The organism is Lysinibacillus sp. GbtcB16 (assembly GCF_019091145.1).
In the GTDB taxonomy this organism is placed as follows: Bacteria; Bacillota; Bacilli; order Bacillales_A; family Planococcaceae; genus Lysinibacillus; species Lysinibacillus fusiformis.
This window is the reverse complement of the sequence record NZ_JAGXJV010000001.1, coordinates 598,212-615,149: the sequence shown is the minus strand read 5'-3', so window position 1 is coordinate 615,149 and position 16,938 is coordinate 598,212. Positions and strand designations below refer to the sequence as shown.

18 protein-coding genes are annotated in these 16,938 nt (G+C 36.9%); 5 read left to right on the top strand and 13 right to left on the bottom strand.

Going from position 1 to position 16,938, the window contains the following annotated elements:
- Window positions 1-41 precede the first annotated feature (41 nt).
- Window positions 42-275, bottom strand: coding sequence for a DUF896 domain-containing protein (locus KVT27_RS03000; protein ID WP_008174688.1), 234 nt, complete (start codon window positions 273-275; stop codon window positions 42-44).
- 189 nt (window positions 276-464) lie between these two features.
- Here KVT27_RS03000 and KVT27_RS02995 point away from each other — a divergent pair, with 189 nt between their 5' ends.
- Together KVT27_RS02995 and def are read left to right on the top strand one after the other, a co-directional pair.
- Entirely contained in the window at window positions 465-992 is a 528-nt protein-coding gene (locus KVT27_RS02995; protein ID WP_217580645.1) for a GNAT family N-acetyltransferase, read from the top strand.
- 130 nt (window positions 993-1,122) lie between these two features.
- Window positions 1,123-1,701 carry a peptide deformylase gene (gene def / locus KVT27_RS02990; RefSeq protein WP_150907991.1) on the top strand — a complete coding sequence of 193 codons (579 nt, stop codon included), beginning with the start codon at window positions 1,123-1,125 and terminating at the stop codon, window positions 1,699-1,701.
- Window positions 1,702-1,719: 18 nt separating this feature from the next.
- On the opposite strand, the gene KVT27_RS02985 is transcribed toward def, so the two are convergent.
- Both KVT27_RS02985 and yneA read right to left on the bottom strand, forming a co-directional pair.
- Window positions 1,720-2,385: a YneB family resolvase-like protein gene (locus KVT27_RS02985; protein WP_036124235.1), complete on the bottom strand. Its 666-nt coding sequence runs from the start codon at window positions 2,383-2,385 to the stop codon at window positions 1,720-1,722.
- Window positions 2,382-2,696, bottom strand: a complete 315-nt coding sequence (yneA, locus tag KVT27_RS02980; protein WP_025114043.1) for a cell division suppressor protein YneA — start codon at window positions 2,694-2,696, stop codon at window positions 2,382-2,384. The genes KVT27_RS02985 and yneA overlap by 4 nt, the downstream gene beginning before the upstream one ends.
- 166 nt (window positions 2,697-2,862) lie before the next feature.
- On the opposite strand from yneA, the gene lexA reads away from it, so the two are divergent.
- Window positions 2,863-3,480 carry a transcriptional repressor LexA gene (lexA, locus tag KVT27_RS02975; RefSeq protein WP_008174697.1) on the top strand — a complete coding sequence of 206 codons (618 nt, stop codon included), beginning with the start codon at window positions 2,863-2,865 and terminating at the stop codon, window positions 3,478-3,480.
- A 104-nt stretch (window positions 3,481-3,584) separates the two neighbouring features.
- Here the strand turns inward: lexA and KVT27_RS02970 are convergent, their stop codons facing one another.
- From KVT27_RS02970 to KVT27_RS02955, 4 genes are all read right to left on the bottom strand, one after another.
- A complete protein-coding gene (locus KVT27_RS02970) occupies window positions 3,585-4,307 on the bottom strand; it encodes a gamma-glutamyl-gamma-aminobutyrate hydrolase family protein (RefSeq protein WP_036147536.1) in 723 nt (240 codons plus the stop codon).
- A gap of 34 nt (window positions 4,308-4,341) precedes the next feature.
- Complete coding sequence (locus tag KVT27_RS02965; protein WP_036147535.1) at window positions 4,342-5,094, bottom strand: prepilin peptidase; 753 nt, start codon at window positions 5,092-5,094, stop codon at window positions 4,342-4,344.
- A 259-nt stretch (window positions 5,095-5,353) separates the two neighbouring features.
- Window positions 5,354-7,453, bottom strand: a complete 2,100-nt coding sequence (locus tag KVT27_RS02960) for a DUF2339 domain-containing protein (protein ID WP_208704553.1) — start codon at window positions 7,451-7,453, stop codon at window positions 5,354-5,356.
- Window positions 7,454-7,534: 81 nt separating this feature from the next.
- A complete protein-coding gene (locus tag KVT27_RS02955) occupies window positions 7,535-7,786 on the bottom strand; it encodes a phage holin (RefSeq protein ID WP_025114039.1) in 252 nt (83 codons plus the stop codon).
- A gap of 227 nt (window positions 7,787-8,013) precedes the next feature.
- Here KVT27_RS02955 and KVT27_RS02950 point away from each other — a divergent pair, with 227 nt between their 5' ends.
- Complete coding sequence (locus tag KVT27_RS02950) at window positions 8,014-9,027, top strand: acyltransferase family protein (RefSeq protein ID WP_244294745.1); 1,014 nt, start codon at window positions 8,014-8,016, stop codon at window positions 9,025-9,027.
- A 175-nt stretch (window positions 9,028-9,202) separates the two neighbouring features.
- Window positions 9,203-9,934, top strand: coding sequence for a CPBP family intramembrane glutamic endopeptidase (locus tag KVT27_RS02945; RefSeq protein WP_217580643.1), 732 nt, complete (start codon window positions 9,203-9,205; stop codon window positions 9,932-9,934).
- 15 nt (window positions 9,935-9,949) lie between these two features.
- Here KVT27_RS02945 and KVT27_RS02940 read toward each other — a convergent pair whose 3' ends face one another.
- From KVT27_RS02940 to KVT27_RS02915, 6 genes are all read right to left on the bottom strand, one after another.
- Window positions 9,950-11,305 (bottom strand): YjiH family protein, encoded by a 1,356-nt coding sequence (locus KVT27_RS02940; RefSeq protein WP_036124220.1) that lies wholly within the window; start codon window positions 11,303-11,305, stop codon window positions 9,950-9,952.
- A 393-nt stretch (window positions 11,306-11,698) separates the two neighbouring features.
- Entirely contained in the window at window positions 11,699-12,469 is a 771-nt protein-coding gene (locus KVT27_RS02935; protein WP_217580641.1) for an IucA/IucC family C-terminal-domain containing protein, read from the bottom strand.
- On the bottom strand, window positions 12,466-13,293 hold the full coding sequence (locus KVT27_RS02930; RefSeq protein ID WP_036147775.1) for an ABC transporter ATP-binding protein: 828 nt from the start codon (window positions 13,291-13,293) through the stop codon (window positions 12,466-12,468). Before KVT27_RS02930 ends, KVT27_RS02935 begins: the two co-directional genes overlap by 4 nt.
- A 50-nt stretch (window positions 13,294-13,343) precedes the next feature.
- Window positions 13,344-14,384, bottom strand: a complete 1,041-nt coding sequence (locus tag KVT27_RS02925; protein WP_036147524.1) for a FecCD family ABC transporter permease — start codon at window positions 14,382-14,384, stop codon at window positions 13,344-13,346.
- Complete coding sequence (locus tag KVT27_RS02920; protein ID WP_217580639.1) at window positions 14,377-15,393, bottom strand: FecCD family ABC transporter permease; 1,017 nt, start codon at window positions 15,391-15,393, stop codon at window positions 14,377-14,379. The genes KVT27_RS02925 and KVT27_RS02920 overlap by 8 nt, the downstream gene beginning before the upstream one ends.
- Window positions 15,394-15,505: 112 nt before the next feature.
- On the bottom strand, window positions 15,506-16,513 hold the full coding sequence (locus KVT27_RS02915) for an ABC transporter substrate-binding protein (RefSeq protein WP_036124208.1): 1,008 nt from the start codon (window positions 16,511-16,513) through the stop codon (window positions 15,506-15,508).
- Window positions 16,514-16,938: the final 425 nt, after the last annotated feature.

The window sequence follows — 16,938 nt, the reverse complement described above, 5'->3', positions numbered from 1 at the left end:
CTATTTGTATTTTCATACATACTTTGTTGAATTGTGTCACATTAATTTAGAAATTTATTTTTTTTCGCTTGTCTTACCTTCTCAGGCGTGACATCATTTCCTTCTGCATCAACCACTTTTACGTTTTCAATCGTATCACGCATTGTTGCTCTAAATGTATCTAAGTATTCCTTACGAAGCGCTGTTCGCTCCTTTGCCTCTTCATCCGTTAGTTGACCACTTTTCGCTTTAGCAGAAAGTTCATTTATACGGTTAATTTTTTCTTTTGATAACATCGTTACACACCTTTCAGTACCTACCTTATTGAACTCAGTATGCAAAGTATAGCACGGTTTCCCATTAAATGCAGTTATACCAGCCCTTATTCAAGCTGTTGAAATAAAAAATACATGACTTCCAGATGTTTGAAGTGTATAAATATTATATGGAAGGAAAAATTTAACTATATATTGGAGGATATACATGTGAACGTGACAACTAAGCGATTACTCATTCGAACATTTCAAGAGCAGGACTGGGAAGCTGTTTATAGCTATACTTCAGATGAAAAAGTGATGCACTATATGCCTGAGGGTGTTTTCAATGAAGAACAGGCAAAGAAATTTATTGCAGAAAATAGTAACGACAAAGCAAAACATTTTGCTATTGTTTCAAATAATTGCAAGCAAGTGATTGGTCATATCGTTTTCCATCCTTGTTTCGGCGATCATACTTATGAAATCGGTTGGGTACTAAATCCAGCTTTTCAAAATCAAGGCTTTGCTTCTGAAGCTGCCCGTGCTGTATTAGACTATGGATTTAATGAAAAGAAACTTCATAGAATTATTGCAACCTGTCAGCCCGAAAATATCGCTTCCTATAAAGTTATGGAAAAGATCGGAATGCGGCGTGAAGGTTATTTTAAAAAGTGTATACCATATGGGAAGGAATGGTGGGACGAATACTATTACGCAGTTTTACGTGAAGATTGGAACAATTTATTAGAAGGTTAGAAGAACGTTAAACACTTGTGAAAATGCGCGCCTATAAACATTGTTGGGCTCTGGTTAATGATGTATGATCCAACCATACAATTTAGCTTGATGAACTTCTGAAGAAGTCCTATTGAGGAGGTATGTTTCGATGGCAAAATTTCATCCTGATTACATGATTACTATGAAAGATTTTGTAAAAGAACACTCAGTCCTATTACGAAAACAAACGCAAGACGTTGCCATACCAGTTCCCTTAGAGGACCGACATATATTATTATCTATGCTTCAATATTTAAAAAACAGCCAAGACCCGATTTTAATAAAAAAGTATAAACTCCGTCCTGGTAGTGGCCTCTCTGCCAATCAAATTGGCGTTGATAAAAGAATGTTTGCTGTATTTTTTGAGGATCACGACCAAAAACATGAAATGATGTTCATTAACCCAAAAGTAATGAGCCATTCTATTAATATGATCTATTTGCCTGAGGGGGAAGGGTGTCTGTCTGTTAATCGACCTGTTCACGGTTTTGTACCAAGATATGAACGAATTAAAGTAAAAGCCTATAATATTGATGGACAGGAATTTATGATGTCTTTAAAAGGCTATGAATCTATCGTTGTACAGCATGAAATCGATCATTTAAACGGCATTATGTTTTATGATCGAATTAATAAAGATAACCCTTTTGAACTACCCAAAAATGTTATTATCGAAAGCTTGTATTAAAAAAATTAGCGGGCTATATTATTTGCCTGCTAATCTTTCTTGATGCTCTTGGAATCGGCGATGTACGGTTGCCTTACTTACCTCAAAGCCTAGTCCTCTAAGCGTAATGGAAATTTCCTCAAAGGTAAAACCACGATTACGTAGCTTCACAATTTCATCAACAGGCAGTTCTTTCCGCTCCTGACCATGTGGATTGCCACGATTGGATAGATTATTTTCAGGGCGATAGCCATTTTCCACAGCACGACGCATACCTCTGCGAATTTTTGCATTATGGATTCTACGTTGATATTCTTCTACAATTGCTAAAATCTCTAGTAGCATCGTATCCATTTCGTTTAACTGGACTGGTCCTGCATCACGCATCGAATAAACATCTGTTGCTGATTTTTGTAATAGATGCAATACTGCCATTCTTGCATTTCCACGACCTAAACGAGTTTCATCTTGTACAAAAAGAGCTTTTATTTCCTTCTCTTTTATAAAATCAAGCATTTCCAGTAAGCCTTCGCGTTCAACATCATAACCGCTATGCTTATCTTTAAAAACACCCTTTACTTCATAGCCTTGCTCTTTAGCATAGCGCACTAATTCTTCTTGTTGGCGCTCTAATGAGGAGCTTTGCGTTTCTTTTTCAGTACTTACTCGGCAATAGACAACAGCCGTCATTTGATTATTTTTCATTGTTCGTTTCTCGCAATTTCAATAGTTTTGATGGGACTGGCTTGATCACTCAAAACTGGAATGACTAGAGATTTACCTGCCACGATTTTAATGTCTGCTAACTCATTTTCTGATTTGACAAGCTTAATCCAATCTTCTTTACTCATTTTACCACGGTATTGTTCTGCTAACGACCACAAGCTATCCCCATGTTCGATTTGAATTTCAGCGTAATTAACATCCCCCGGATCAGTGATGTAAAGGTAACTTGCGAAGAGTAAGCAAGCACCTAATAATATAGTGATATGTGTATTTTTCTTTAACCATGTCATCATTATAACCTCATTTCTAGAATGTTTGTTCGGAATGTATGTTCTCATAATAAAGCGAACAAACGTTTTTGTCAAACACTTTTCGAACCTATGTTTGCATACGTGTTCGCATTCTGTTATACTATCAAATAAGAAGATTGATATTAGAAAAAAGAGGTGAGCAATCATGAAAAAAGTATCGAAAAGACAAGAGGACATATTAGCGTTCATTAAAGACGAGGTACGAGCTAAAGGGTATCCGCCATCAGTCCGTGAAATCGGGGAAGCTGTTGGACTTGCTTCAAGTTCAACTGTTCATGGTCATTTGGCTCGATTAGAACAAAAGGGTTTTATTCGTCGAGATCCAACAAAGCCACGTGCTATTGAAATTCTTGAGCCTGAGGAATCTATCCAAAAGCAACATGTCATCCATGTACCACTTGTAGGGAAGGTGACAGCAGGTTCTCCTATTACAGCTATCGAAAATATTGAAGAGTATTTCCCACTGCCAGATACATATGGCACGAGTGAGGATCAGTTATTCATGCTAGAAATTATGGGTGAATCGATGATTGAAGCGGGAATTTTAGATGGTGACTTAGTGATCGTAAAGCAAAAGTCAACAGCCATTAACGGAGACATTGTTGTAGCCATGACAGCTGAGGATGAAGCTACTGTAAAACGCTTCTTTAAGGAAAAAAACCATTTCCGCTTACAGCCTGAAAATTCTTCAATGGAACCGATTATCGTCGATCAAGTATCAATTTTGGGACAAGTTGTTGGTCTTTATCGCCGTGTACATTAATTAAATGAGGGTTTGAGGATTGTGTTCCTTCACTGAGCATATATCCTCTTTTTTACGCAAAAAAAGAATCCACAAACTATTGGATTCTTTTTACAATGACCTCTCTATGCCTCTTTTTTAAATTTCAAACTTGCTTCAACAAACGCTGCAAATAACTTTTGTGCATGCTGATCTCCCGCTATAGCCAATTCCTCTGGGTGCCACTGCACAGCCAAACAGAATGGTAATTCCTCGTGCACCACTGCTTCAATAATGCCATCACTTGATTTCGCCGCTACTTTTAAATTCTCCGCTAGTACATTCACTGACTGATGATGAAAAGAATTGACGGCAATTTTCTCTTGTTCCAGAATAGTCGCTAATAAATTCTCCGCAATAATTTGTACATAATGCGTTGCTACTGACCTACCAGCTTGTTGCATATGTTTGATTAGCTTCGTACTATAATGGTCACTATCAATGTCCTGATATAACGTCCCACCTAATGCAACATTTAATATTTGGATACCCCGACAAATGCCGAAAATAGGCATTTTCCGTACAAATGCAGCCTCAATTAATGCTAATTCCACGGCATCTCTAGCTGGATGAATTTTACCTAGCTTTGGTGAAGGCTCCGCTCCAAATAGGAAAGGATGTACATCATAGCCTCCAGAGAGCAATAAGCCATCTGTAAGGGCTAAAATTTGAGCAGCATCTTCCTCCACACCTAACGGAATAATAAGGGGGATACCGCCCGCCTCAATAACACTTTTGCTGTAAGCAGCATTTAAATGAGCTGATAAATCATCTTCTACAAAAGCTGTAATTCCAATAATCGGCTTCACTTGATTCCCCTCCACAGAATTGAAGATTAAACACTTACCAATAACCTAAATACCAATTGATGAACGAATCTCCGTAGAAATAAACAATCGTAGCGGCTAATGCAATAGATGGACCAAAGGGAATAGGTGTTTGTCTTCCTTGTTTACGCTTTAATAAGACAACTATTCCGATTATCATACCAATGAAAGCGGCAAAAAATAAAGTCAACAGCGTATGAATAGTGCCGAGAACGAGACCAATTAAAAAGAAGAATTTAATATCTCCCCCTCCCATTCCACCTTTCGATAAAACCGCAATACTGTATAATATGCCAAAACCAACGAGTGCACCCACTAGGCTGTCCCACCAAGGTGTTAAAGGTGACAGTACACGTCCTATGACCAAAAAAGGCAAAAAGAATAATAGAATCTTATCTGGAATTAACAGATAGGTAAAATCTGAAACAACTATAATGACTAACAATGAGATAAACGATAAAGCTACTATAAATTCTAAGCTCCAGTTTAGCTCCAAATAAGCAAAGGCAAATAATCCCCCAGTTAACAATTCTATCGCTGGATATAACCAAGAAATTTTAAAACCACAGCCTCGACATGTTCCTCTTAAAAACAGATAAGACAATACTGGCACTAAATCAAGAGCCGTCAATTGTCTCTGACAGCTCGTACAATGGGAGGAGGGATATACAAGAGACTCCTTCCGCGGCACACGTAAGCCAACTACATTATAAAAAGAGCCAAAGACTAGACCAACTAGAAAAATGATAATTGTATAAGCCATTTCCAAATTTATGTCCTCCTAAACCAATAGGCGCCCATACACAATAAGTATGATGCGCCTATTCATATAATTATTGTAGTCTTGCTCAGCAATCCACGTATCGAATGTTATTCAACAATGGACATTGATAATGAGAGATGTATTTGAAGAATATTTCATAAAAGGTTTGAAGTCATACGGTACAAAAAAGAAGGAGTAGAGTAAGAGTAGTATCAGTTTAGCACAATATAAAAGAGATTCCAAAAATCATTGGAATCTCTTCAATTTATTTCCTCAGCAACCTACCTGACAACAGCATGCCAATGCCACCAATTGCTATAAATAGAACAGCTCTAATTAATAAATCAAGGGCTGATAAGTCAAAGAAAATAAGCTTGATAAACGCAATGACTAAAATAACAAAACCTGTAGTACGAAGCGTTTTTAAGTGTTGCGTGGAACTAATCCATAGCGAAATGCTCGCTGTGAGGAATAATGTAATCGTTGTAAGAGCTATACTTAGCTTCCAATCAAGTAGATGACTATACGTAAATTGATGAACTAGCCCCCAGATTGAGATCATTGTGAGTACGACACCTGAGCTAACAATAGTGTCTACATATTTCCCCATTCGCTCTTCATAAAGCCGATATATACGGCCCTTTACTAGAACGTCTACAATAATCGCCATAATTACCGCTATATAAACTAATCTGGTCATCATATTTAAGCTATCCATCATAGAAGGCTTTGTGCTGATCATCAAAGATAATACTATAAAGAATGCTCCAAGGACAGGTGTTAATGCGCGCCCTTTGAATTTCTCTGACACGAGCAGAGATCCTGCAAACAAAGCAGCTAGTGCAATACACATCAAATACTGAATACCATTTGTTGCCGCGAAATAGGCTGAATCTAGTTTACTTATATAAGCTAAGAAGTAACCTGTGGCGATTACTGCTAAAATATCTATGGCATATAAATCCTTCATGACTTTCTCAAAAGGTGATAACGTTTCTTTTGGACGTCTAGCATACAAGTAAATGACTACTAGATAAATAATTGGCATGAACAGACTTAAATGCTCAAAGCTAATAAATGGTGTCGGTTCATGGAAAATGAAGTTTAGCAACAATGTAATCACAAGGAAAAATGATGTGACTACCTTCATCATACTGGCACGTAATCGTAAGCTCATCATTACACCTGCAAATGCGATCAATGGATATAGTAAATCATCCACTTTATCAGGTATATTCATAATAAGTATCGTATTACATACGGCAATAAATGCGAGTGTTATAGCACTATCAAATACTTCCTGCCATTTTTGACGATGACTATAAAACGCTAATGCTATTAATAAAGCAATGAAAATAAGTAGCACCGCTTCTCCATATTCGAGTGAACGTATGATCAGGTTCATCAGCAATAAACTAAATGACCCTAACGAAAATTGGAGACCAATATGAAGAGGTTTCCATTTAGATTGTGCATTATATAATCGACACCAGCTTACATAAAAGATTGCCAGTATAGCAAGTAAACCAAAAGCAAAGACAACTTGCTTGTCATGATTCATAAATGCTACAACACCTATTGCCAGCACTGAGAAAAAGGTTGAAATATAAAGAGCAAGCTTTTGCTTGTGCTGTTGGACAACCAATTGCAGCATGGCAAATAAAACGATAACAAATAGTAAAATAATGATGGCACTAAAGTCCATATATTCTAATAAATAAGGTAGTAATAACGAGGTAAAAGCAACAAAAATAGTTAATGCCTCATTTTTCTTTAAGTAACTTATGGCAATACCATAGCCAATATAAAGAACTGTAATACCAAGCGCTGGTGTAAGATGGATGATTTCATACAAAATGGCACTAGCTGCAGTCGTTAATATCCCAACAATGAATGCTCCACCATATAATGAGACCGTAATAGCAGGTGAGCCTACTTTTCTACGTTCCAGAATATAAGCGATAATCGCCAAACCTACCGATAATGAATAGGCAAGGATGATTTTCACGCCATTCGATAAATAACCATAGTCACTAACAAGTTTGAGACCCCAAAGTACCCCCATAACTAAAATAACCATGAATACTTTTGGAAGTGCCCACATAACACGTTCCTCCATCGATGGCTGTGGTTGCACCTCTTTTTGTGCTGTTTTGACTGGGGTAGACTTCGGCTCCACTGTCGGTTTTGGTGTTGGAGTTGGTGTTGGTTGTATTGGAACCGATTGCTCGATCATGGACTGTCTTGCATCAAGAGTATTTATTTTTTCATTGCTTTGAATTCGCCTTAATTCACTTAACTCCTGACGTAAATCTGCCATTTCCTCCTCAAGTTTAGCCACTCTTCGTTCCATTTCAAGGGACATTCAATCATCCTCCCCACTTTATCAATTTTCTAACATTATAACATATTTATCCTTATTGTAAAATTACACTTTTCGAATACTTTATCGTGGTCTCCTATACATTAATGCCTTTTCACTATCACTTGTACCTTTTGTCGTTGGGTCCACTATGACACCCATTAATACAAGAATAGATAGCACTGTATTTAAAATAGATGCAATTTGCTCACTCATTGCAGCTGTCAAATCAAAGCCGAAAATCGCCCCTACTTGTTGTGCGAGTAAGAGTAACAATGAAAATAGCCCTAGTAAAAATGGTATATGTTGAAGACGAACCTTCCAGTTAATTCTCATAAAAGCTCACCTCCCCCCCTCTTGACCCAGTATATGCAGGGAGGTTATGTGACACATATGCAAAAATGGAGCTTTTGACAAGTTTACTAGGTGTTTTTAATAATAATTTGCGAACTAAACTATTTTCGAGTGACAAGACAGGCCGGTTTTAACCATAATGCCAAATTCATATAGTTAGTTAGGTTGCATCCTGGCAGGAGATGCCCGCCAAATTACTGAAATTGAGGGTGATTGAGATCGTATACGAGTGGAACGCATTGAGAGCTATTGCTTGTTTAAGTATTGTGCTATTGCACGCAACGACAAATATTGAAATTATTAATGGCTTTATTGATCAACCATTCTATCAATTTTTTAGACTATTATTATGTGCCGCTACACCCATTTTCATTTTATTATCTATTTTAATATTATCTAATCGCTATCAGCATCAGCTACCTTCCCATTTTTTATGGCATCGATTTCAGTTTATCGTCATGCCGTTTGTAGCTGCTGGTATTTTATATGCGGCTAATGCAGCCTTTCATTATCACGAAAATTTTGGGGATGCCTTGTACCGTCACATTATTTTAGGGGATTTTTCTGGCTGGTTTGTCATGACCATTTTTCAGCTCTATATTCTCTTTTTTATTGTGAATAAATATCAGCTATCCAGTATATGGTTTGCTCCTATTATGTTCTTACTGGGGATTTTTTATATGACACTAGCAAAATTAAATCTAGATACCTTCGTAGAAAATGATCATTTTATGCGACTGCTCTTCATAGGTTGGCTTCCATATTTTGTATTTGCCTATTTTATTGGTCGTCATTATGAAAGATTCATGTATTATATCGTTAAATATAAGTTCTTTACCGTTTTATCGGTCATACTTGCAACAGTCATGATCTATATAAATTATTATTTAGGCGACCAGCAACTTACATCACGAAGAATCGATATGATGCTATTTGTGTTAGCGATGACGATTTTTATTTTAGCGTTTGCTCAAATTTTGCCTAAGCTGCCCTTCATCCATATCATCAGTCGTTATTCCTTTGGTATCTTTTTAATTCACTGGCTTATTCAAGAATATCTAGCACCCTATAGTGCATTACTCCCTACTACTTTTCTACAAGTTATTTCACTTTTTCTAGCTAGTTTAATGGTCTGTATGCTGCTCATAAAAATTATTTCCTTTCTTCCCTTTAGTGCTTATTTGATCGGCAAATCACACCAAAAAAAGCCAATTCAAAATTGAGGAAAAAATTTGATACAATGGATAATAGTTCATTAATTACGACGAGTACATTTATTACGTGTTGTGGATTTTAACATCATTTTAGAATGTATTTCCCTATTTTTTTCGGAAGCACTCTCTTTTTAAGTGTCTTCCTATTAATTACTGCTAGCATGATTAGGAGGAAATGAACAGAATGAAACAAAAAGTGATTGCCAAAATAATTGGCTTAGAGTTTCTTATCATACTTTTCTATGTTGGTAATGGAGCTTTTGTTTCTATTAAAGAACCATCAAGCCCTTTGTTACAGTTTGTTATGTTAGTTCCACTAGCATTGGGACTCTTCATTTATATTGCCCTGAGAAAAAACTGGCAAATGTATTTCTTTCATCCCATTCAAAAGAATCATTTATTAATGATTTTACCGCTACTTTTTGTTTTAGGAATCATCCTTGTAAGTACTAAAGGATTAAATCTCACATCGATTAGCGATCTTATTTTTATGTTTTTAATGCAAGTGCTTATTGTGGCATTTATAGAAGAGACCATATTTAGGGGCCTTATGCTGCGAATGCTTCTTGCCAAGGGTGCTTTTACAGCGGTATTCATTTCTAGTTTATTGTTTGGCATTACACATGCTTTACAATTACTTGGTGGGCAATCGCTTGAAGATACTATTATTCAAATCATCTATGCCCTTTTAGTGGGCCTTGTTCTTTCTTTACTTATTTTAGATGGGCAATCGATTATTATTACTATTCTTTTCCATGGATTCAATAATTTCTTTAACTTTATGGGAAATGTAGAGAGCCCTACGCTTAGTGGTTATCTTATTATTTTAGTGCTATTTTTCTATATGCTAGTTTTATGGAAGCGAGTAAAGAAATCCTATGCTATTCATTTCATGAAAAATGCCAAGTCCATCTAGGACTTGGCATTTTGATTAGAATAAAAGGTGGCCCACTAATGCAGCAATTGGAAGTGAGATAAGTGTACGTAATAAAAATATCACCACTAAATCGAAAAATTTCAATGGAATTTTCGTACCTAAAATAAGTCCACCCACCTCAGACATATAAATTAACTGCGTGACAGAAACCACTGCTATAACGAATCTAGTAGTATCCGATTCAATACCCGCACCTAAAATAGAAGGCAGGAACATATCTGCAAAGCCAACCACCATTGTTTGTGCAGCTTCAGCTGCTTCTGGTAAGCCAAGTACTGTTAAAATAGGCTCGAAGGGTTTGCCTAAAATCACAAAGATACTTGTAAATTCAGCCAGCATCAAAGCAACCGTACCAAAAGCCATTACAATAGGTGCAACACCTATCCATAAATCAATGACATTTCTAGATCCATCTTTTATAAATTTGCGTGGATCACGATTGGCATGGGCAACAGCTAGTGCATTTTCTAAGCCATGTGAGACTGAATTATAGCCCTCTGGTAATTGCTCACGTGAATAGTCTACAGGCGTACCATCTATATAGGTATCTTCCTTTTGAGCAAGTGGATAGATACGAGGCATAATAATCGCTAATACAATTCCACAAAAGACCACTGTTAAATAGTAAGGAATAAAATAGCGTGCCAAATGAACCGTATCCAATACTACGATACAAAATGTAATAGATACTACAGAGAAGCTTGTTGCAATAATGGCTGCTTCTTTTTTGGTGTAGTTCCCCATCTCATATTGTTTACTTGTCATTAACACACCTATCGTTCCATCACCGACCCATGAAGTAAGGGCATCAATGGAAGAACGTCCTGGACTTTTAAATAGGGGGCGCATAATTCTCACCATCATTGTACCGAAAAATTCAAGAAGTCCAAAGTTAGTTAAAAACGGCAGAAGGAAACCAGCAAACAAGAAGATGGTAAATAAAAATGTCACAAGACCACCATTAGGGTCCATCAGTAGTCCACCAGTATTTTCGTTATTGATGGCAAAAGGACCAAAGTTAAAGACAACCATTGAAGCAAAAACTAAGCCGATACAGCGGGTAATCGTCCAAAACCAATTAACATAAAACAATGTATCTAAAATACTTGGGTTTTTCACGTTTTTACGTGGTATAAATTTAGCCATAAGTGCGCCAATTGCTGAAATAGCAAACATAAGAATTGTAAAATAACTAATAATAGGAGCAACAATAGTTGCTAAAACATTTGCTAAAATCGCAATCGGTACCTTCCAGCCTTCTTCTGTTAAGACAGGTGTCATAAATAGAAAAATACCAATTAAAGAAGGGATAATAAAATAAACATATGTAGAAACAGCATACTTTTTCATTTTTTGATTAAAACCTCATTTCTATTAAGCATGAAATTGCAATTTGATCTATTTCCCAATCTACTATTCTATGAGCTCGACATGTTGTGTCCATTCAAAATCTCCCCTCACATCTTGTTATAAGACTATTACAAAAACAATTGAATTTTGAGCTTTAAACAGAAAAACATTTACATCATTCATGTTTTTATAACATTACTTTGTTATAAAACGAGTTAAAAGCTACAATTAAATTGGTTAAAAATTACATATGATTGAATTTTTATACAGACAAACTACTGACACTTTAATCTAGTATAACAATATTTCAACATAACAAACAGAAATTTTTCAGGAAAAAAAGTGAATAAACATGACATTTATTCACTTTGGGGAATGATATACTTTATGAGGTTAAACGAGTCTTTTGATTTTAGGACAGGAGATACAATAGTCATTTATTTCGTCAGATGTATGATAATAAAAACAACATGTTTTTCTTAAGCGTATCGGGTGCTCGGATTCCTTTATCGTCACTTTCGGTCCACAATAATTCGTCAACGGATTCTTCTTCTCGCCAAAGAGAGCACCTGGTGCCTGATTTACAATGTAGTCATAGTCCTCTTGTAGGCGAATGATTTCTTGCTCATTGGCCCCTTCTCTTATTTTCGTTTCGTATAGCCAATTGACATAAATAGCGGTATTTTCCCATAAAATTGTTTTTGGGATTTTACTTATCTTCGTTAATGACTGCCACACTTTTGCTAGATTATCCGCAAAAATCCCTTTAAGCACCTCGTCACGCCATGCGTTACGATCTGTTGTTGGTACTGACACCGTATGATCAATAAACCGAACGTTAGGCAGCCATGGTTTCGCATGACCTTCTGCTTCTACCCAAATATTTTCGATAGCAACTTGTAGTCCTTTATCATATCTCGACATGGCATAAAATGCTGAAGCCATCGTCAAAACACTATAGCGCTTTCCAAATAACGATGCCGTCACTAATAAAGATGGCGATTGAAAAAAAGGAGCGATTGTTTGTAAATAGACTAGAGCCTGTTCAGCGTCCAATAAATTTTCGGCACTTATGGAGTAAGTAGCATCTATTGCTGGCTCAAACGTCAATCGATAATCGCTTAATAATATTGGTTTTTCTTCAGCTGACAGTTTGTTGCTCAAGTGGCCGCTACCTCCTCAAATGCTTCCATCTGAACCGTTCGTCCCTTACCATGCGGAACACATAATGGCGTTCCAAATAGTGGGTCTCTCATTATGGTACAGTCCATCCGAAAGACAGCTTGTACCATCTCAGGTGTCACCACTTCCTCTGGCTTACCTTGTGCGTACACCTGTTTATTTCGCACAGCTACAATATGATGAGCGTAACGACAGGCTAAGTTTAAATCGTGCAATACCATAACAACTGTACGGCCTTCATTTTCATTTAAATCAAATAGTAAATCTAAAATTTCTACTTGATGAGCCATATCTAAATAAGTTGTAGGTTCATCAAGTAAAATAAGATCTGTTTTTTGAGCTAATGTCATAGCAATCCACACACGCTGACGCTGACCTCCGGATAATGCATCTACTGGGCGATCTGCAAATTCGGTCATCTGTGTCACCTCAAGAGCATTGTTCACAATATTTTCATCCTCTGTAGACCATTGCTTTAACCAGCTTTGATGAGGATAACGACCTTGTTTAATCAATTGTTGAACAGTTAATCCTTCTGGCGCAACAGGTCCCTGTGGGAGAATGGCTAAACGTTTTGCCACCTCTTTAGTTGAAATCCCATCTAGTGGATGCTCTTCTAAAAAAATTTCACCCGACTTTGGTTTTTGCAGTCGGGCAAACGTTCTTAGGAGCGTAGATTTTCCACAACCATTGGCACCTACTAGTACCGTAATTTTCCCTTTTGGTATTTGAAGATTCAAATCTTCCAAAATAAGATTTTCACCATAGCTAACATCTAGATTTTGTACTTCTAAGACGCTTTTCATAATCCCTTCACCTTCTTCTCTCACGCTTTTAACTCATTTATCATTAGGCACTATTGATTGCGCGTTCTAAATAGTAAATAAATAAAAAATGGTGCTCCAATAGCAGCCGTAAAGACACCTGTTGGTAAATCCTTTGGTAAAAAGGCTGTTCGTGCAACAATGTCAGCTACAATGACAATAATGCCACCAATTATAGCAGTAACGGGTATTAATCCTGCAAAAGAACGCCCTACAAGCAGTCTACTCATATGAGGGGCTACTAATCCAACAAAGGCAATTCCACCTGCAAAAGCAACCGCAGAACCAGCTAGCATGACACTAATGAGTAAAAAAAGCAAACGGTACACTTGAACTTTTACGCCCAGCCCTGTCGCAATGTCATCTCCTAATTCCTTCACATTGACTGTTCTCGCTAAAACAAATGTTAAAGGTAATAAAAGAGCCACCCATGGTAAAAGCAAATAGACATCTGTCATATTCGCCCCATACAAGCTTCCAGTTAGCCATAGATAGGCCTTCGTAGTTGCAGCTACCTCGCTGAGGACTAGCAACATGGTTACAACTGCCTTTGCTAATGCGGAAATCCCAATTCCTATAAGCACCATGCGAATAGGTGTGACACCTTTTCTCCATGACAGCAAGTAAATGATAAAGGAGATAATGGCCGCACCTGAAATAGCCGCTAACGGTAAAAATTGAATGCCGACTGATCCCATAAAGTACACGATAAAAATAATCGCACCCATGGACGCTCCACTCGTTACACCAATAATATCTGGAGCAGCTAGCGGATTGCGTATGATTCCTTGTAAAATTAAACCAGCAACACCTAGCGCAGCACCAACTAATAAAGCCATCAATATACGTGGGAGCCTTAATGTATGTAAGACAAAGTCATACTCTCCGTTCCCGTAGCCTAATAACTCCTTCACTACTATGAAAGGATGAATAAAATCGCTACCTGCAGATAAGCCAATAATCGTAATGCTGACTAATAATAAGCTTAAAAGTAGTATAATCCAACAAGTTCTTTTGGCGATTTGAAAAGATATGCGATCGGATTTCGTTCGAATCGTCGTATAATTAGACATTTTTTGCTAACCCCTTTCGTGCAATATAAATAAAGAAAGGAGCACCAATTAATGCAGTCATTACACCAATTGGCATTTCTAATGGCATAATTACGTATCTTGCTGCTATATCTGCAAGCAGCAGCAAGATAGCTCCTAATACCGCACTGTACGGTATAATCCAACGATAATCCATACCAACAAGATGAATCGCAATATGAGGGACAATTAAACCAATAAAGCCAATTGAACCTGCTACAGCAACTGAGCTACCTGCAAGAATAATAATGATGATACCGAGTGTGAGTTTCGTCAGCATCGTTCGTTGGCCTAAGCCTTTTGCAATATCATCACCTGATTGTAAAATATTTATTGAACGGCCCATACCTATTGCCACGACTGTGCCCCCTAAAATAAATGGTAGGACAGGTATGAGCATGTCAATGCTTCGACCGGATACTGACCCCGCTAACCAAAAGAGTACACTTTGTAAACTTTGCTCATCAATCACTAAAAGCCCCTGCGTAAACGAGACAAATAGAGCTGTAATCGCTGCACCAGCTAACACTATTTTAATCGGTGTTAAACCATCTCTCCCTAATGATCCAAGGAAAAACACCATAGCTCCCGCTGCACCAGCACCTAAAAAGGCAATCCACATATAACTCATTAAGGAATTAACAGAAAAAAGAGTAATGGCACTGACAATAAAAAATATTGCCCCTGCATTAATACCTAAAATATCAGGAGCTGCTAAAGGGTTTCTAGTTAATGCCCGCATTAATGCTCCCGAGATAGCTAGGCTTGCGCCAACTACTGTTGCGATCACAGCTCTTGTAAATCTAGATGTTCGAATAATGACATGCTCCTTATTAGCAGCATCATAATGAAAAATGGCATCATAGATTGACGAGAAGGGAATGGATGTTTGACCAATAGTTATGCTGAACATAAACGTCAGCAAAAGGATCAAACAACTGATGAACAACCCTATTTGTTTCATCGAGGTAGTAGAAAGAAAAATTCTCATTTTGCGCCAACTTTCTTGATCCACATTTTAACTTATGAGAAAAGTTGCAGGTTTTTATAGGTTAAACACTACAAGGAGAGGGCTGTCATTTAAACAGCCCTAATCACTTTCTCTATTTATCTAATTCAAATTTGTCATAAATATCATCTAGCATTAAATTAGCACTAATATATCCACCAGCTAGATTCCAATTGATTTCATCTACTTGATAAACTTGATTTGCTTTCACAGCATCAAGCTCTTTCCATAGCGGATGATTTGTCCATTCTTCATAATTCTTTTTCACTGCCTCATCATTTTCCATGAACATATAAATAACATCGGCATTCATTTGCGTAATACTTTCTTTATCCGTTAGCTTGACGATCTCCAATGAGTCATCAGTTAAATTTTTAGGACCTTGGAAGCCAAGCTCCGACAATATAGAACCTGCATATCCAGTTACATAAATACGTGCATGGTCTGCTCTGAAATTGACAACCGAAACATGGAATGGCCATTTATCGCCAAGCTTCTCTTTAATTTTTGTTTGGAAATCTGCAACTCGCGTATCCCATTCTCCAAATAACTCTTTTACCTTTTCTTCTTGATTCATTGCTTGACCCATCATTTCAGCTGTACCTTTGAAATCAAATACCGTTTCATGAGCAACAGTTGGTGCTATTTGTGATAGCTGATCATAAATTTCCTCATGACGAACTTTCGATGCAATGATTAGATCTGGTTTAAGCTTTGCAATTTCTTCAAGATTTGGTTGTGTTTCTTGTCCAACAACCGCAACACCATCTAAATCTTTCTTCAAATAATTATAAAAAGGTGCTTCAGCCCAAGATTCTACTGCCCCTACTGGCTTAATGCCCATTGCTACTGCTACATCAGTAGCCCCTTGGTATAGAGTAACAATTTTTGTAGGTGTTCCTTCAATTGTCGTAGTGCCCATAGCGTGGGTAATTTCACGGCTTGAAGACTCGGTATTACCTTCTTCAGCTTTATCCGTTTCTTGTGAACTACTACTAGTGTTTGTTGCTTTATCTCCACATCCAACCATTATGAGAGATACTATTGATAATAAAGCAAAAAGAATAAAAATATTTTTATTGCGTAGTGATAATTTCGACATACATTTCCTCCTAAGTTTTAATCAATAACGATAATCATTATCAATTAAAGAGTATACTGTATGACTGTTTTATTGACAATATCTATTTTTTCAAAAAATATACTTTTTTATTAATTTTTTATGCTCATTTAGCTTACAGCTCGATTATCTATAGTTTAGAAGCATTAGGTTTGTTGTTTACTTGTAAAAATTTCGACACAATTATTCCAAGATGTAGGGGAATATTATTTAAACATTAGGTCGATTCAACATTATGATGACAGCGGTAAAATGTGAAAAAGCTTTTGGTAGTTCATTCTTTCACCTAATTTGTAGGCAAATCAACATTAGATTTTCTACCATTTCAGCGACTTGTTAGATTTACCTATTCAATAATAGGCAAATAAATAGTCCCTATTGACGTCTATCTCATATCTTAATAATGA

What these genes read in the sequence shown, in the direction of transcription:
- KVT27_RS02915 (WP_036124208.1), bottom strand. Translation starts at nt 16,513, where the DNA reads ATGTCGAAATTATCACTACGCAATAAAAATATTTTTATTCTTTTTGCT.
- KVT27_RS03000 (WP_008174688.1), bottom strand. Translation starts at nt 275, where the DNA reads ATGTTATCAAAAGAAAAAATTAACCGTATAAATGAACTTTCTGCTAAA.
- KVT27_RS02920 (WP_217580639.1), bottom strand. Translation starts at nt 15,393, where the DNA reads ATGAGAATTTTTCTTTCTACTACCTCGATGAAACAAATAGGGTTGTTC.
- KVT27_RS02945 (WP_217580643.1), top strand. Translation starts at nt 9,203, where the DNA reads ATGAAACAAAAAGTGATTGCCAAAATAATTGGCTTAGAGTTTCTTATC.
- KVT27_RS02940 (WP_036124220.1), bottom strand. Translation starts at nt 11,305, where the DNA reads ATGAAAAAGTATGCTGTTTCTACATATGTTTATTTTATTATCCCTTCT.
- def (WP_150907991.1), top strand. Translation starts at nt 1,123, where the DNA reads ATGGCAAAATTTCATCCTGATTACATGATTACTATGAAAGATTTTGTA.
- lexA (WP_008174697.1), top strand. Translation starts at nt 2,863, where the DNA reads ATGAAAAAAGTATCGAAAAGACAAGAGGACATATTAGCGTTCATTAAA.
- yneA (WP_025114043.1), bottom strand. Translation starts at nt 2,696, where the DNA reads ATGACATGGTTAAAGAAAAATACACATATCACTATATTATTAGGTGCT.
- KVT27_RS02960 (WP_208704553.1), bottom strand. Translation starts at nt 7,453, where the DNA reads ATGTCCCTTGAAATGGAACGAAGAGTGGCTAAACTTGAGGAGGAAATG.
- KVT27_RS02985 (WP_036124235.1), bottom strand. Translation starts at nt 2,385, where the DNA reads ATGAAAAATAATCAAATGACGGCTGTTGTCTATTGCCGAGTAAGTACT.
- KVT27_RS02955 (WP_025114039.1), bottom strand. Translation starts at nt 7,786, where the DNA reads ATGAGAATTAACTGGAAGGTTCGTCTTCAACATATACCATTTTTACTA.
- KVT27_RS02930 (WP_036147775.1), bottom strand. Translation starts at nt 13,293, where the DNA reads ATGAAAAGCGTCTTAGAAGTACAAAATCTAGATGTTAGCTATGGTGAA.
- KVT27_RS02925 (WP_036147524.1), bottom strand. Translation starts at nt 14,384, where the DNA reads ATGTCTAATTATACGACGATTCGAACGAAATCCGATCGCATATCTTTT.